This is a genomic window from Desulfovibrio piger (genome assembly GCF_012843875.1).
Classification (GTDB): Bacteria; Desulfobacterota; Desulfovibrionia; order Desulfovibrionales; family Desulfovibrionaceae; genus Desulfovibrio.
On the sequence record NZ_JABAFY010000003.1, the window covers coordinates 78501 to 95164 of the forward strand.

At 65.2% G+C, this 16664-nt stretch carries 13 protein-coding genes; 9 read left to right on the forward strand and 4 right to left on the reverse strand.

Annotated features, from left to right (window positions below; all coding sequences use genetic code 11):
- Nucleotides 1–123 precede the first annotated feature (123 nt).
- The 4 genes from HF854_RS01495 (at nt 124) to HF854_RS01510 (ending at nt 5626) form a co-directional block, all read left to right on the forward strand.
- Nucleotides 124–1359 carry a CoB--CoM heterodisulfide reductase iron-sulfur subunit A family protein gene (locus HF854_RS01495; protein ID WP_006008672.1) on the forward strand — a complete coding sequence of 412 codons (1236 nt, stop codon included), beginning with the start codon at nt 124–126 and terminating at the stop codon, nt 1357–1359.
- Between the two features lie 5 nt (nt 1360–1364).
- A complete protein-coding gene (locus HF854_RS01500) occupies nt 1365–3623 on the forward strand; it encodes an FAD-dependent oxidoreductase (protein WP_168934692.1) in 2259 nt (752 codons plus the stop codon).
- Between the two features lie 13 nt (nt 3624–3636).
- The gene (gene qmoC, locus HF854_RS01505; RefSeq protein WP_168934693.1) at nt 3637–4821 is read left to right on the forward strand and encodes a quinone-interacting membrane-bound oxidoreductase complex subunit QmoC; all 1185 of its coding nucleotides are present in this window, start codon (nt 3637–3639) and stop codon (nt 4819–4821) included.
- A gap of 85 nt (nt 4822–4906) precedes the next feature.
- Nucleotides 4907–5626, forward strand: a complete 720-nt coding sequence (locus tag HF854_RS01510) for a hypothetical protein (RefSeq protein WP_168934694.1) — start codon at nt 4907–4909, stop codon at nt 5624–5626.
- A 679-nt stretch (nt 5627–6305) separates the two neighbouring features.
- Here HF854_RS01510 and HF854_RS01515 read toward each other — a convergent pair.
- Nucleotides 6306–7247, reverse strand: a complete 942-nt coding sequence (locus HF854_RS01515; RefSeq protein ID WP_168934695.1) for an AEC family transporter — start codon at nt 7245–7247, stop codon at nt 6306–6308.
- Nucleotides 7248–7470: 223 nt separating this feature from the next.
- Nucleotides 7471–9150, reverse strand: a complete 1680-nt coding sequence (gene ilvD, locus HF854_RS01520) for a dihydroxy-acid dehydratase (RefSeq protein WP_168934696.1) — start codon at nt 9148–9150, stop codon at nt 7471–7473.
- 340 nt (nt 9151–9490) lie between these two features.
- On the opposite strand from ilvD, the gene HF854_RS01525 reads away from it, so the two are divergent.
- From HF854_RS01525 to thiF, 5 genes are all read left to right on the forward strand, one after another.
- Complete coding sequence (locus HF854_RS01525) at nt 9491–11062, forward strand: lipopolysaccharide biosynthesis protein (RefSeq protein ID WP_168934697.1); 1572 nt, start codon at nt 9491–9493, stop codon at nt 11060–11062.
- Between the two features lie 420 nt (nt 11063–11482).
- Complete coding sequence (gene thiS, locus HF854_RS01530; RefSeq protein WP_168934698.1) at nt 11483–11683, forward strand: sulfur carrier protein ThiS; 201 nt, start codon at nt 11483–11485, stop codon at nt 11681–11683.
- Between the two features lie 78 nt (nt 11684–11761).
- Nucleotides 11762–12547: a thiazole synthase gene (locus HF854_RS01535; RefSeq protein WP_168934699.1), complete on the forward strand. Its 786-nt coding sequence runs from the start codon at nt 11762–11764 to the stop codon at nt 12545–12547.
- A gap of 13 nt (nt 12548–12560) precedes the next feature.
- Nucleotides 12561–13685 (forward strand): 2-iminoacetate synthase ThiH, encoded by a 1125-nt coding sequence (thiH, locus tag HF854_RS01540; RefSeq protein WP_168934700.1) that lies wholly within the window; start codon nt 12561–12563, stop codon nt 13683–13685.
- A gap of 242 nt (nt 13686–13927) precedes the next feature.
- Entirely contained in the window at nt 13928–14539 is a 612-nt protein-coding gene (gene thiF, locus HF854_RS01545) for a sulfur carrier protein ThiS adenylyltransferase ThiF (RefSeq protein ID WP_168934701.1), read from the forward strand.
- A 421-nt stretch (nt 14540–14960) separates the two neighbouring features.
- On the opposite strand, the gene HF854_RS01550 is transcribed toward thiF, so the two are convergent.
- Nucleotides 14961–15611: a class II aldolase/adducin family protein gene (locus HF854_RS01550; RefSeq protein ID WP_168934702.1), complete on the reverse strand. Its 651-nt coding sequence runs from the start codon at nt 15609–15611 to the stop codon at nt 14961–14963.
- Between the two features lie 2 nt (nt 15612–15613).
- Entirely contained in the window at nt 15614–16663 is a 1050-nt protein-coding gene (thiL, locus tag HF854_RS01555; protein ID WP_168934703.1) for a thiamine-phosphate kinase, read from the reverse strand.
- Nucleotide 16664 lies beyond the last annotated feature (1 nt).

Sequence of the window (16664 nt, forward strand, 5' to 3'; positions counted from 1 at the left end):
ATGCGCCGCGCGGCAGGGCCCTTGGCTCTCAATTGCGCCGCCCGGCAATCCCATACAACCGGGCAGGCGTGCGCGCCGCCCCGCAGAGGGGCCACGGCGCTGCAACGCAGGAGGATATCCAGGATGTCCAACTCCATTCTCGTCGTGGGCGGCGGCTTTGCAGGCCTTACTGCCGCCATCGAAGCGGCGGAACTGGGCCACGATGTGTATATCGTGGAAAAGTCGCCCTACCTGGGCGGCCGTGTGGCCCAGCTCAACAAATATTTCCCCAAACTTTGTCCCCCCTCCTGCGGTCTGGAAATCCAGTTCCAGCGCATCAGGAAGAACCCCCGCATCAAATTCTTCACCATGGCCGAAGTGACCAAGCTGGTCGGCTGTAAGGGTGACTACACCGCCACCGTGAGCATCAAGCCCCGCAAGGTGGCCGCCCACAACGTGGACTTCACCCTCCTCGCTTCCAGCCTGGAAGGCACCGTGCCCAACGAATTCGACTTCGGGCTGTCCCAGCGCAAGGCTCTGTACAAATCCATGCCTTTTGCGTTCCCCAACCGCTTCGTGCTGGACACCGACGCCCTGAGCAAGGCTGACGCCGCCCGCGTCGCCGGCCAGAAGTTCCTGGACCAGAACGAACCCGCCCGCGAGATCGAACTCAATGTGGGCGCCATCGTGGTGGCCACCGGCTGGAAGCCCTACGACGTCACCAACCTGGCCAACCTGGGCGCCGGCAAGGTCAAGAACTGCGTGACCAACATGCAGCTCGAACGCCTGGCCTCCCCCTTCGGCCCCACCGGCGGCAAGATCGTCCGTCCTACCGACGGCCGTCGTCCCAAACGCATCGCTTTCGTGCAGTGCGCCGGTTCCCGTGACCAGAACCACCTGAACTACTGCTCCTACATCTGCTGTATGGCCACTCTCAAGCAGTGCCAGTACATCTGCGAGCAGTACCCCGAGACCCAGATCTCGGTGTTCTACATCGACCTGCGCGCTCCGGGCCGCTACGTGAAGGTTCTGGACAAGGTGAAGGCCGCCCCCAATGTGCGCTTCATCAAGGGCAAGGTGGCCGACGTGGCCCAGGCCGCTGACGACAACGTCACCGTGACCGTTGAAGACGCCATCCGCGGCGAAAAGCTGCATCTGGATTATGACATGGTGGTGCTGGCCACGGGCATGCAGCCCAGCCTGGCCACCGACAGCCTGCCCCTGCCCCTGCCCCTGGACGAAGACGGTTTCGTCATGGGCGGTGAAGAGGCTGGCATTTTTGCCGCCGGTTGCGCCCGCATGCCGCTGGACGTGATGCGTACCGCGCAGTCCGGCACGGCCGCCGCTCTCAAGGCGGTGCAAACGGTGAAAGGGAGGTAGGCGGCATGGCCAGCAAGATCGGCGTCTATTTTGACGTACAGAACATCGGCGGCGGCCTGGATGTGGAAGCCCTGGCCGAACAGGTCCGCAGCAAATGGAGCGACCTCACCCCTGTGGTAAAAGTGCTGCCCATGCTGAGCGTGGCCGAAGACGAAGTGCGTGCCGACATCGAAGCCAACGGCCTTGACGGCGTGCTCTTCTGCGGTGCCAGCCCCCGCGACGAAGCTACCCCCTGGCAGCTGCCCGTGCAGGTGGAACACGTGAACCTGCGCGAACAGTGCGTGCTCGCCTACAAGAACCCCGACGGTTCCGCCGTCAGCGGCGCGGCTCCCGCCCTGCTGACCCAGATGGCCACCGACTACATGAACATGGGCGTGGTCAAACTGCAGAAGAGCAACATGCCCGAATCTGCGGCCATCGAAGGCATCAAGCGCATCCTGGTCATCGGTGGCGGCTGGACCGGCCTCACCGCCGCCCAGGAAGCCGCCAAGACCGGCTATGAAGTCATCCTGGTGGAAAAGGCCGACAAGCTCGGCGGCGCGGTCAACAACATGCCCATGGGCTCGCCCCTGCAGGCTCCCTGGGAAGACCGCCAGCCCACCAACCTGGCCGAAAAGATCGCCGCTGTGACCGGCAACAGTAGCATCACCGTGCTGCTGAACTCCCACATGGCCAAACTGGAAGGCCAGCCCGGCGAGTTCAAGGCCACCGTGGCCACCGCCAACGGCGAACAGACCTTCGACATCGGCTCCGTGGTCCTGGCCACCGGCTGGGTGCCGCTGGCTGAAAAGTATCTGGAAAGCATGGGCCTGGGCGTGAACCCCAAGGTCGTCCATGCCGCCCAGTTCGCCAAGATGCTGGGCGAAGGCAAGGTCGACGCCCGCCGCATCGCCTTCGTGCTCGACACCACCATCGCTGAAGAAGCCCTGCAGAAGGCCGCTGACGAAGCCGCCGCTGCCGAGGCCGAAGCCCCCGCCGAAGCTCCCGCCGAGGAAGAAGAAAAGGGCTTCGTCAAGGAGAACCTGGAAAGCATCAAGCACCTGCGTTACTCCAACGCCGTCAACAGCGTGGGCATGCTGCGCATGGCCAACATCATCTGTGACAAGACCGATGACGCCGTGCAGGCCTTCGTGCTGTACAAGGACATGACCATCCCCGGCATCCTGGAACGCTTCTACAAGAAGATGCAGGACCGTCTGGGCCTGATGATGACCAAGGCCGACGTGACCGACATCCGTGATGCCGGCAACCACATGGTGGTCAGCTGCAAGAACACCCTGCTGGGCATGGACTTCGATCTGGATGTGGATCTGGTGGTGCTGCCCACGGGCGTCGTGCCCACGACCGCCAAGGACGTGGTGGTGGAATTCGACTACCGTCAGGGCCCCGACTTCCCGGATCTGCAGCTCTTCGACGGTTTCGCGGACTCCAACTACATCTGCTTCCCCTACGAAACCCGCCGTACCGGTGTCTACGCCGCCGGTTGCGTGCGTCAGCCCCAGACCCTGGACGCCTGTGAAGAAGACGCCCGCGGTGCCGTGCTCAAAGCCATCCAGTGTGTGGAAGCCGCTTCCCACGGTGTGGCCGTGCATCCCCGCTCCGGCGACAATTCCTACCCGGTGTTCAACTTCGTGCGCTGCACCCAGTGCAAGCGCTGCACCGAAGAATGTCCCTTCGGCGCCCTGGACGACGACGAAAAGGGTACGCCCAAACCCAACCCGGCCCGCTGCCGTCGTTGCGGTACCTGCTTCGGCGCCTGCCCCGAGCGCGTGATCTCCTTTGCCAACTACAACATCGACCAGATCGGTTCCATGATCCGCGAAGTTGTGGTGCCCAAGGACTTCAAGAAGGAAGGCCCCCGCATCCTCATCCTGGCCTGCGAAAACGACGCCTACCCCGCCCTGGATATGGCCGGTATGCGCCGCAAGGCCTGGAGCCCGTACTGCCGCATCATCCCCGTGCGCTGCCTCGGCTCCGTCAACGCCATCTGGGTGTCTGACGCCATGAGCAAGGGCTTCGACGGCGTGCTGCTGCTGGGCTGCAAATATGGCGAAGACTACCAGTGCCACTTCATCAAGGGTTCCGAGATCTGCAACCGCCGCAAGGAAAACATCGCCGAGACCCTGAACCGTCTGGGCGTGCAGCCCGAGCGCGTTGACCAGCTCGAAGTGGCCATCGACGAATATGACAAGGTGCCGGACATGATCGACGAATTCGTCGCTCGCATCGTGGAACTCGGCCCCAACCCGTTCAAGGGCATGTAGGAGGAAGGCTGCAATGGCACAGAATATTCTCAAGCCGGATTCCACCTTTACGCGGGAGCTGATGGAAGCGGGCGGCGAAAGCCTGAAAAAATGCTATCAGTGCGCCACCTGCTCCGTGGCCTGCCCCATGGCTCCGGAAAACGCTCCCTACCCCCGCAAGGAAATGGTGTGGGCGTCCTGGGGCCTCAAGGAAAAGCTGGCCACCGACGTGGACCTGTGGCTCTGCCACAACTGCGGCAACTGCGCGGACCTCTGCCCCCGTGGTGCCCGTCCCGCCGACGTCATGGGCGCTGCCCGCAACATGGTCTACCGCGATCTGACCGAGCCCACCATCGTGGGCAAGTGGATGAGCAAACCCTCCGGTCTGCCCTTCCTCTTCGCCATCCCGGCCCTGCTGTGGCTCTTCATCTGGTGGATCCGCGCCGGCTTCAATGACGGCAACTGGTTCCCCCGCGCCGCCGACGGCCGCATCGTGTTCGGTCAGGTGTTCTATGGTGACTACACCATCGACCCCATCTTCATGATCACCTTCTTCGGGGCCTGCTTCATCCTCTACAAGGGCGTGCGCAAGCTCTGGGGCATGTTCAAGCCTGAAGGCCGCCTGACCGTGCTTGGCAAGACCAAGGCCTGGTACTGGCACCTGCTGGACGTGCTCATCGACGAAGTGGTCACCCACCGCAAGTTCGACGACTGCGAAGCTGGTCCCAAGACCGGTACCTATGTGCCCAACCGCAAGGCCGGCCACATGATCCTGGTCTACAGCTTCGTCATCCTGGCCTTCGTGACGGCCGTTGTGGCTCTGGGCCACTGGGGCGGCAAGATCATCCCGCTCATCAAGATCGAGACCCCCATGCCGCTGCTGTACCCTGTGAAGATCCTGGCCAACCTCGGCGCCATCATGCTGGTCTGTGGCCTGGCCATGCTCACCGCCCGCCGTCTGAAGCTGAACCCCAAGCATCAGGGTTCGAGCTGGTATGACTGGTACCTGCTGGGCATCATCTGGCTGGTGGCCGTGACGGGCATCCTGTCCCAGGTCTTCCGCCTGGCCGATGCCATCCAGCCCGCCTTTGTGGTGTACTATCTGCATCTGGTCTTTGTGTGGATGCTCTTTGCCTACCTGCCGTGGTCCAAGCTCGGTCACTTCGTGTACCGCACCGCGGCCCTGCTGTTCGTCCGCATGTACGGACGCGGCTACTAGGATGGTCTTCCGGGCCGTCGCCCCGTGACGACGGCCCGCACAGGCTCACACTGCAAAACACCGTTCTCCGAGGAGGAGGCCGAAAATGTCTGATACCGCTCGCAAAATGTTCCCTGTGGAAACCGTCCTGGCCCTGGCCGTCGCCAAGAAGGGCGCGGACGTGAAAGATATCGCCGGTTACATCACCGGTCGCAGCATCGTCTGTGACGCCTGCGCCGCCGCCGTGGCTCCCTTCGCCGCTGCCTGGCTGGCCAAGCTGTCCCCCAAGTTCCTGGACATGAACTACAAAGACGGTGACAACTGGGGCGACTTCGTCAACCAGGGTGCCCGTCTGCTGGGCGACACCATCTCCCTGACCCCCATGGATGACTGCCTGAAGAACGCCGTCGCCACCGTGCTCGACATGATGGACGACATGCACGGCACCATGGTCAGCCAGCGCGCCGAGATCGCCACCCTGCGCCAGCAGGTGGAGACCCTGGCCCCCTATCAGGGCAAGGCTGAAGAACTGCAGAAGAAGTGCGACAAGCTGGAAGACACCATCAAGACCATGAAGACCGACATGGGCGGTCTGCGCCGTCAGGTGGCCGAATTCCAGGGCAAGGTCGCCATCAACCATGACGAACTGATGCAGAGCATCAAGGACGCCATCAAGGACAACCTGAAGAACATCACCGTGGGTGTGGCTGCTGCCGGCGTGGCCGGTGAAGCCGCCGCCGAAGAACCCGCCCAGGAAGAAGGCGGCGTGCCGGACGATTTCGGTTTCGGCACCAGCGGCGCCAACTCCGACGGCTTCGGCTTCTAGTCCCAAGTCAAGGCATCGCCTTTCAAGGCGCGTCCGTTCCGGCGGGCGCGCCTTTTTTCGTGGTCGCCCAGCGCGGAGTAAAAGGGGCAGTGCCCCCTGCCCGGGATTAGGAGGAGCCATAGCGCGACAGCCAGCCGTCCAATGGACGGCCGCGGCCCGGTTCCCAGGCCTAATCGCCTCCGCGGCGAAGCGGCAAGGGGCGGAGCCTGCCGGCCACAGCCCCCCTGCACCCCGTGCCCCGCGTCAGGTCCCCGGATTCTCACGGCTCGCCGTAGGCGGGGCGGCACCACGCCTTCGGCGTACGCCGCCAAAGCGGCGTGCGCAATGGATGGAGAAGGGCGTTGGAGAAATCGTGGGGCAGTCTGGTGGATGAGGAACAAGGGAATGAAAAGCCTAGGAACGGGGGCTCGATGGAGGGGATGACGACCTTGCCCAAGCGGCGCGCTCAATACATAGAGAAGACAGGCCATACGTGGCAGGGCCGGGCAGAAGCAGGAGTGATGGTCCAGCCGGAGAGAAAGCCGGGCCGCTCCTGATGGAGCGGCCGGCCAATAAAGCACGTTTGGAGGAGGATGGAGGGAGCTTGAGGGGGGAAGGAGGGACCTTTAGCTCGCGCGTAAAGGTCCCTCCTTCCCCCCTCAAAAAATCCGGTTCCGCTCTTGCCAATATCCCTTTGCCGCTACAGCGAAAGCAGCGTCATGGCTATGGGGATGGTGATGACGGAAAGGATGGTCGACAGGCTGACCATCAGGGCGCCGAATTCGGCATCGGTCTTGTAATAGGCGCTCAGGATGGAGATCTGCATCATGCAGGGCAGGCCGGACTGGATGATGAACACCTTTTCCATAAGCTCGGGCAGCTCAACGAAATACAGCATGCCTGCCAGGATGAGGGGGCAGGCCACCATCTTGCCCAGCAAGGCCAGCATCAGGTCCCGCGAAAGGCGCAGATGTCGCAGATCCATCTTGTAGAGGCAGATGCCGATGAATATCAGGGCCAGCGGCGTGGTAAGATTGCCCAGATAGCGGGCGGCATTCTGGACGAAGCCCGGCAGCCGGAAATCCAGCAGGGTCAGGGCCGCCCCGGCCAAAAAGCCCAGCATGGGCGGCGAGAACACGTGGCGTACGTTGTCCAGCACGCTGTCATGACCGCGCAGTTCCTCGTTGTCGTGACTTATGGCATAGTTGCCGATGGTCCAGAAAAAGGTGGTGTTGGCAAAGAAATACAGCAGCACATAGGGGGCCGCAGCCTCGCCGAACAGGGCCATGTTGACCGGCAGGCCGATGAAGACCGTATTGGACGTGGCGAAGCTGGTACAGAACAGGCCCAAGTGCCGCCGCTCCACGCGTGTGGCCCTGGCCACCAGCAACGCCACGCCAAAGGTCATCAGGATGCTGAGCAGCGGAAAGAACGAGCCGTAGAGCAGATGGACAAGGTCGTCCCGACCGAAAGAATGGGTGATGGTATAAAAGAGATAGGGCGGCAGGGCCACGGAGGAAACCAGCCGGGGCAGCAAGATCTGGGTCTCGGGTGTGAACCAGCCCTTGCGGGCCAGCACATACGCCAGCGAGACGATGAGCAGCAGGCCAAAGATACTCTGAAGAGCGTGGAAGAAAACCATGATGGCACCTGTACGGCAGGAAACTCCTGCCTGAAAAAACGGTCCCGCACTGCAGCGGCGGCAATGCGGGACCATCGGAGAACGGACGGCCTCCGGATTTCCGGCCATCACACCGGTCCCGGAGAGCCGGACGGATGCCCGGGAGGAACAGGCACGGTATCACAGGGGATGACGGCACGGCGCCGTCCCTCCTGCGGGCGCCTGGTCTGGCCGGGAAAACGTCCTAGACCTTCTTGTACATGGCGCCGCTGTCAGCGGAGCTCACCATGCTGGCGTAACGGCGCAGCACGGGATAGGGGCATTCCTTCTGCGGCGGCACCAGCTCGGCGCGACGGCGGGCCAGTTCGGCCTCGTCCACCAGCAGGTCCAGCTTGCGGTTGGGGATGTCCACCAGGATGCGGTCACCGTCACGCACCAGGGCGATGGGGCCACCGTTGGCGGCTTCGGGCGAGATGTGGCCGATGGCCGCACCGTTGGTACCGCCGGAGAAGCGGCCGTCGGTGAACAGGGCCACGTCCTTGCCCAGGCCCATGCCGGTGATGGCGGCGGTGGGGGACAGCATCTCGCGCATGCCGGGGCCGCCCTTGGGACCTTCGTAACGCACCACCACACCGTCGCCGGGCTTGATCTTGCCGTCGAGGATGGCGTGCATGGCGTCTTCTTCGCTCTCGAACACGCGGGCGGTCACTTCGCGGCGCATCATCTCGGGCGCCACGGCGGACTGCTTGACCACGGCGCCGTCAGGGGCCAGCGAGCCGCGCAGGATGGCGATGCCGCCCTCCTTGGAGTAGGCATTGTCGATGGTGTGGATCACGTCCGTATCCAGGATGCGGGCGTTGCGTTCCTTCAGGTTCTCGCCCACGGTCTTGCCGGTGACGGTCATGCAGTCCTTGCGGATCAGATCCAGCTTGTCCAGCTCGCTCATGACGGCCGGGATGCCGCCGGCGTTCTCCAGATCCACCATGTAGTGGTGGCCGGCGGGGGAAAGCTTGCAGAGATTGGGGCTCTTGCGGCTCACTTCGTCGAAGACGGACAGGTCGATGTCCAGACCGGCTTCATGGAAGATGGCGGGCAGGTGCAGGGTGGTGTTGGTGGAGCAGCCCAGGGCCATGTCCACGGCGATGGCATTTTCCACGGCGCCGCGGGTGACGATGTCGCGGGGACGGATGTTGCGCTTCACCAGATCCATGACGCGCATGCCGGCCTGCTTGGCCAGACGCACACGGGCCGCATGCACGGCCGGGATGGTGCCGTTGCCGGGCAGGGCCACACCGATGGTCTCGGCCAGGCAGTTCATGGAGTTGGCCGTGAACATGCCCGCACAGGAACCGCAGCCGGGGCAGGCGCGTTCTTCCCACTGGGTCAGTTCTTCTTCGCTCATCTGGCCGTTGCGCACGCGGCCCACGCCCTCGAACAGGGTGATGAGGTCGCCCTGCTTGCCGGGGGTCAGGGTACCGGGCAGCATGGGGCCGCCGGAGACCAGCACCGAGGGGATGTTCAGGCGCATCATGGCCATGAGCATGCCGGGCACGCACTTGTCGCAGTTGGGGATGAAGACCAGGGCGTCGAAGGCATGGGCGCGGGCCATGATCTCGATGGAGTCGGCGATGAACTCGCGCGAAGGCAGGGAGAAGCGCATGCCTTCGTGGTTCATGGCGATGCCGTCGCACACGGCGATGGCGGGGAATTCCAGGGGGGTGCCGCCGGCCATGCGCACACCGGCCTTGACGGCCTCGGCCAGCTTGCCCAGGTGCAGGTGCCCGGGCACCACTTCACTGGCGGCGTTGACCACGCCCACCAGAGGACGTTCCATTTCCTCGCGGGTCAGGCCCAGGGCATAAAGCAGGGAACGGTGAGGGGCCTTTTCCAGGCCGGATTTCATTTTTTTGCTGTTCTCTTCCATGACGGTATCCTTTGGACGTTTGTCAGCGGCCCGCGCGGCGGCAGAAGGCCGCAAAAGGATCGCGCGGGGATCTTGTGCATGGGCGTCACGGGGGCAGCGGCGCGGCAGCCCGCCGCATGGTGGCGTTGAGGGCGGGGCGGGACCGCCGGTAAGGCGGCCGCTCCCGGAGCGGCTGGGCCGCGTCCTCCGGTGCGCTGTTTGTGCGTGCGCTCAATGTTTTTTCATACGCAAAAAGCCGGAGGCCGTAAACACTTGTCCCCGGCAGGCAGCCGGTCCGCAGGGCACGCCGCGCCCCATTCCCGGCTTGTGGCACGCCGCAAAGTGGGCTAGGTTTTCCCGCATGGAAAACAGGACGACTCCCCCCTCCACGCCAAGCCTGGCGCGTCGCTATATATGCAAGCTGCTGGCCAACGTGGCTTCCGTGCCGGTCTATCTGGCCATGGAAGCCATCCTGCCCCGTGCCCTGGGCCCGGCCATGTACGGCAATTACAGTTTTGCCACCAACTTTTTCCAGCAGCTGTTCATGTTCCTGGACATGGGCACGTCCACCTGCTTCTACAATGCCCTGTCCCGGCGCCAGTCCGAAACGGGCCTCATCAGCTTCTACATGCGGCTCAGCCTGCTCATCGCCGTCATCAGCCTGCTCATCGCCGGCGCCATGCAGGTGCCCCTCGTCGGCAACTGGCTCATGCCCGACGTGCCCCTGTGGCTGGCCCCGCTGGCCGCCATCTGGGCCTTTCTGACCTGGTGGGGCCGCGTGCTCCGCTCCATGAACGATGCTGTGGGCGCCACCGTGCAGTCCGAGATGGTGCGCACCGTGGTCTCGCTCTCGGCCGTAGTCCTGCTCATCGGCCTGTTCCTGCTGGACTGGCTGAACATCTTCAGCCTTTTCGGCCAGCAATACGCCATGCTGGGCGTCACGGCCCTGGGCTACTGGATCGTCACCCGGCGCCACTGGGAGCGCTGCTATGGCGGCCCGGACGCCACCTTCTGCCTGCGCCTGAGTGCCGACAGCAACAAGGCCTACCGTCACGAATTCTTCACCTACAGCCATCCGCTCTTCGTCCAGGCCCTGCTCATCTTCCTCATGGCCGCCGCGGAACGCTGGCTGCTGCAGTGGTTCGACGGCAGCGCCGAGCAGGGCTATTTCGCCCTGGGCCACAAGGTCTGTCTGGCCTGTCTGATGTTCGTCTCGGCCATGACGCCGCTGGTCATGCGCGAGCTCTCCATCGCCTGGGGGCAGCGCGACCTCCAGCTCATGGGCCGCCTGGTCAACCGCTTCGCCCCCCTGATCTATGCCGTGGCCGCCTACTTCGCCTGCTTCAGCATGGCCGAGGGCCCGGCCCTGGTGCGCATCTTCGGGGGCGCGGAGTTCACCGCCGCCATCCTGCCCGTGCAGATCATGGCCCTCTACCCCCTGCACCAGTCCTATCTGCAGCTGGCCAGCTCCGTGTTCCACGCCTCGGGCCGTACCCGCGAACTGCGCAACCTCACCCTGCTGGAATGCGTCTACGGCATGACCACGGCCTGGTTCCTGCTGGCGCCCGAAGCTTACGGCGGCCTGCATCTGGGGGCCGTGGGCCTGTCCATCAAGACCATCGCCGTGCAATGCGTGACCGTCAACATCTGCCTCTGGCGCGCCTCGCGTTTTGTGCCCATCCGGCTGCTGCCCATCATGCTGCACGAGATCTGGTGTGTGCTGGTGCTGGCCGCCGTGGCCTTTGCCTGCCGCGAGCTCACCCTCATGCTGGGCCTGGGCGGCATCGACTCCCTGCTGCGCTTCCTGATTTCCGGCGTCGTCTACACCCTGGCCGCCACGCTCACGGCCCTGCTCATCCCCCAGCTGCTGGGCATGAGCCGCGCCGAGATGAACGAAAAGATCCGGAAGCTGCGTGCCCGCCTGGGACGCTGACAGCTACGGCAGCAAGAGAAGAGACGCCCCGGGACAACGGTCTCTGAAGGCTGAAGATACAGGCCGCTGCCCCTGTGGGAGACAGGACGGTCTGCCGGGCTCCTGCCAGCAGCAGAGCATGATACAGAGAAGCAGATGGCCCGGGCATAGTCTCTGGCAGGGCGGACACCGGGAAAATCGGCAAGCCGGGGCCATCCCCCTTGCAATATTTCTGTCCCGGGACTAGTTTTTTGCTTCCGGCTGGGGGAGCCTGCGGGCTGAGAAAGGGTGCAAGGACCCTGACCCCTAGGGCCGCCGTGCGGTCCTGCACCTGATGCAGATAGTGCTGTCGAAGGGAAGCTGGCAACGTGCGCTCTTTTTGCGCCCAACGTGCCCGTTTCGCCCTCTTGCAAGGTGGACGGGTTTTTTTGTGGAGGCAGTATGCAACTCACCATCAATGGCGAAGCCTGTACCTGTGCCGAAGGCCTGACCGTGGCGGCCCTGCTGCGGGAGCGGGAACACGATGCCACCGCCGTGGTCGTGGAACACAACGGCCAGATCGTGCCCGCCGCGGACTTCGCGGCCACCGCCCTGAACGAGGGCGACGTGCTGGAGATCGTGCAGTTCGTGGGCGGCGGTTAGCCGCCGGCACGACGACGTTTTTTTCTTCCTCTGCGCCCAGTGCGCACCGCGCGGCCCGGTCGGCCGCAGGAGACCATCATGAGCGATTTTCAGAACAACGATCCCCTCATCATCGGCGGCGTGGAACTGCAGAGCCGCCTGTTCATCGGTACCGGCAAATACAGCAATGACGCCCTCATCCCCGACGTCTGCGCCAGCAGCGGCGCGCAGGTGATCACCGTGGCCATGCGCCGCGTGGAAAAAGGCCAGCAGGGCATCGTGGGCCACATCCCCTCCCACATGCGTCTGCTGCCCAACACCTCCGGCGCCCGCACCGCCGAAGAGGCCGTGCGCCTGGCCCGTCTGGCCCGCGCCGCCGGTTGCGGCGACTGGATCAAGATCGAAGTCATCTCCGATACCCGCCACCTGCTGCCCGACGGCTACGAGACCGCCAAGGCCACCGAGATCCTGGCCAGGGAAGGCTTCACCGTGCTGCCCTACATCAACCCCGACCTCTATGTGGCCCGCGCCTGCGCGGATGCCGGTGCCGCCGCCGTCATGCCCCTGGGCGCGCCCATCGGCACCAACCGCGGCCTGCGCACCCGCGAGATGATCGGCATCCTCATCGAAGAGATCGACCTGCCCATCGTGGTGGACGCCGGTATCGGCCTGCCCTCCCATGCCTGCGAGGCCATGGAGATGGGCGCCGCCGCCTGCCTGGTGAACACCGGCATCGCCTCGTCCACCGATCCGGTGCTCATGGGCCGTGCCTTCCGTCAGGCCGTGGAAGCCGGTCGCGCCGCCTGGCTGGCCGGTCCCGGTGCCGTGCGTGCCTGCGGCGAAGGCGCCCAGGCCTCCTCTCCGCTGACGGGCTTCCTGCGCTAGGTCGGGGGCGGACATGGAAAACTTTCAGCAATATCTGGAAAACAACTGGCCGCGCGAACGCCGCAGCCAGATAGCCGCCAGCGCCACCGAAGACCAGGTGCGCGCCGTGCTGCGCAAGGACTACCTGCAGCCCGCCGACTTCCTGACCCTGCTCTCGCCGGCGGCCGCGCCCCTGCTGGAGCAGATGGCCCAGCGCGCCCATGAGCTGACCCTGCGCTACTTCGGCCGGGCCGTGAACCTGTTCACGCCGCTCTACGTGTCGGACTACTGCACCAACCAGTGCCGTTACTGCGGCTTCAACGCCAACAACAAGCAGCCGCGCCGCCACCTGAGCCCCGAAGAGGCCTACGACGAAGCCAAGGCCATCGCGGACATGGGCCTGCAGCACATCCTGCTGCTCACCGGCGATGCCCGCAAACTCTCCTCGCCCGAGTACATCGCGGAGGTCGCCCGCCGCATCAAGCCCCTGTTCGCCAGCGTGGGCATCGAAGTCTACTCCATGACCGAGGACGAATACCGCCTCATGGTGGAAAGCGGCGTGGACAGCATGACCATGTTCCAGGAGACCTACAATCCCGAGCTCTACGACTGGCTGCATCCGGTGGGCCCCAAGAAGGACTACGCCTTCCGTCTCAACGCCCCCGAGCGCGCCGCCCGCGCGGGCATGCGCTCCCTGGGCCTGGGCGCCCTGCTGGGCCTGGACGAGTTCGAACAGGACGCCTTCGCCACCGGCCTGCACGCCTGGTGGCTGCTGCGCCATTACCCCGGCGTGGACGTGGGCCTGTCCATCCCCCGCATCTGCTCGCACGAGGGCAGTTTCGACATCCCGCACGCCCTCGATGACCGCCGCTTCGTGCAGTATGTGACGGCCCTGCGCTGCTTCCTGCCGCGCTCGTCCATTACCTGCTCCAGCCGCGAGAGCGCCTTCATGCGTGACCACCTGATCCCGCTGGGCGTGACCCGCGTCTCGGCCGGTGTGTCCACCGCCGTGGGCGGCCGCAAGACCCACGCCGACAACAGCGGCCAGTTCGACATCACCGACCACCGCAGCGTGGAACAGATGATCGCCGACCTGACCAAAAACGGCTATCAGGCCGTCATCAAGGACTGGGAAGACCCCACCCTGACCCACGCCTAGGCTGAGTGTTGTGAGGGGAGGGGGCCCCCTCCCCAGCGCGCTTTATTCGGGAGGGACGTCTTTCCGCCGGAAAGACGTCCCTCCTTTTCATACGGGGGCGGGGCAGTCCACCTCTTCATGTGGGCCGGGTTCGCCCGTTGTGGCCGGGTCCCTGTCCATTCCGTGGATGCGGCCCGGAAAGGGCTGTTTCAGGATGAAGTTTGGACGCATCCATCCGTAAACCGTTTTTCAGGGAGTCTGCCATGAGTGAGAACGTATTGCGTCAGGGCCTGACGCGCTATCTTTCCCCGGCCCGGCTGGAGGCCCTGCGGACCGCCCGGGTGGGCGTGGCCGGTGCGGGCGGTCTGGGCTCCAATGCCGTCCTGATGCTGGCCCGCAGCGGTGTGGAACATTTCCTGCTCATCGACGATGACGTGGTGGACGCGTCCAACCTCAACCGGCAGCAGTTCTGGCCCCGGCATCTGGGCCGTCCCAAGGTGGAGGCCCTGGCCGAACTGGTGCGGGAGCTGAACCCCGACGCCCGGGTGGAGACCTGTCGCCTGCGTATCGACGCCGCCAACGTGGACGAGCTGGTGACCCGCTGCCCCCTGTGGCTGGAAGCCATGGACGGCGCGGCGGACAAGCGCCTGCTGGTGGAAAAGGTCATGCTCTCGGGCCGCCGCATCACCAGTGCCTCGGGCATGGGCGGCTTTGGCGGCAAGCCCATGCAAAAACGCGTGCTGGGCAATCTGGTGCTGGTGGGCGACTTCGAGACCGACATCCTCGAATATCCGCCCCTGGCCCCGCGCGTGACCGAGGCCGCGGCCCTGCTGGCCGACGCCATGCTGGAATTCATCCTCACCGGCGTGGAATAGGCCTTTTCTGAGAGGCTCCTCCCCCTGATGCCTTGCGCCTGACGCTGCCCGGCAAGGAAGACGTGCCCACGCCCACAGCTGCCTGTGTCGCCAGAGGGTACGGCTGGCGGCTGCCTCACCGCTACGGACAAAGGGATGGCCCGCCCCTTTTTCTCCATGTCTCCCCATAACGACAGGATGCCCCTTGTCGGCACCTGCCCAGAGCCATGACGAACGTACGGCCCCGGACTGCATAGCAGTCCGGGGCCGTACGTTCTGATAAAGCGCGCTGGGGAGGGGATGGGGAGCTTGAGGGGAGGGGGGACCCCTCTCGCGCCAGCAGAGGGGGCTCCCCTCCCCTCAAAATATGGCCCGCAGGGCCGTGCCCGTTAGCGACAAAGGAAGCTACGGGCATCGACAGCGAAGGGGCCCCCTCAAACAACTAACACGATCCGGCCAGCAGCTGGATGGCGGCCAGATGTTCCAGTTCTTCGCTGAGGGTGAGGGCCTGGCCCAGGCAGGGGGCCGAAGCGCACAGGCCGTGGCGGGTCATCCACACAGCCTCGAAATCGCGGGCGGCCTGTCCCACGGCCTCGGCCAGCTCGCGGGTGCCGGGCTCGAAGGCCGGGGCGTAGCCCAGCCGGGCCCGCCAGACACCGGACTCGAAGACCGGCAGTTTCAAAAAACGCTCCTGCCAGCCCGGCTGGCATTCCAGTTTCAGGGCCAGGGCCAGCAGCTGCCGGGGGTGGGTGTGCAGGATGGCCCCGCACCGGGGCCGGGCCGCATAGACTTCCAGATGCATGAGGCCTTCGCTGGACGAAGGACCGCCGTACAGGGTGGCGCCGCTCCGGGCATCCAGCACGCACAGGTCCCGGAGCGTCAGGCGCCCCTTGGCCGCGCCGCTGCGGGTGATGACGATGCGCTCGCCTTCGGGGCTCTGCCAGCGGCAGCTGGCGTTACCGTTGCAACCGGCCAGCATGCCGCCGTGCCAGGCTTCACGGCAGACTTCGGCCAGCTCCCGGACGATGGACGACGGCAGGGCGGCCAGGGCGATGTCCCGGCCCTGACGCTGATGGAAACAAGGAAAGGGCACGGCTAGGCCTCCGTGGATACGGCAAAATGGTCAAAGCCCTGGAGTGCGTCCAGCGGCTCGTTGTTGCAGGTCAGCTCCCCGTCATCGGTGATGGTGCCGATGCTCATGAAGCCGGGGATGGCCGCATGCAGGATGGGCAGCATGTCCGGGGCGCAGGAGCCCAGCAGAGCGTAATCCTCGCCGCCCAGCAGGGCCTCGTGCACGGGATTGAGCCCGTTCTCGCGGGCATGGCGCACCACTTCGGGATGGAGCATGCCCTGCGGCAGCAGGATGGCCGCGCCCAGGCCGCTGTCCGTGGCGGTGCCCGTGTCGCCTTCGCGCCGGGCCCGGCTCTCGCCGGTGCGGCCCAGCAGGCGCGGCAAATCGCGCATGATGCCGTCGGAAAGATCCATCAGTGCCGGGGGCCGGGCATTGGCGCCCGCACGGGCCAGCATGAGCCCGGCATCCACCTGCGGCACGGGCAAAAGATGCGCGGCGCAGGCAGCGGGCCAGTGCTCCAGCGCGGCCCGGCCTTCCTTTTCCAGTACCTGCAGACCCACGCGGGCCAGGCCCGGACGGCCCACCACGAACAGGCTGTCCCCGGGCATGGAGCCGCCCCGCACGAGGAAGTCCCCGCCCGTGTAGGACTCGCCCCAGATGGTGATGCTCACGTGCAGGAAGGGACTGCGGGACAAGTCGCCGCCCGCCAGGGCCAGACGCTGTTCCTGCGCCAGAGCGGCCATGCCGGAGAAAAAGCGGTCGAGCCACAGCGCATCCACATCATCGGGCAGGCCCAGGGCCAGGGTGAAGGCCAGCGGGCGGCCGCCGCAGGCCGCGATGTCGCTCACATTGACGGCCAGGGCCTTGTGGCCGATCTCTTCGGGCGTGAAATAGGAGCGCCGGAAGTGGACATCCTCCAGAAAAAGGTCGCTGCTCACGCACAGGGGCGTGCCTGCCTTGAGCACGGCGCAGTCGTCGCCCCTGCCCAGCAGCAGGGAAGGATGCGTGGCCGGGAAATGCCGGGCCAGACAGGCAAGGATGCTGTCTTCAGAAGCGCGCGAAGGCTCGGACATA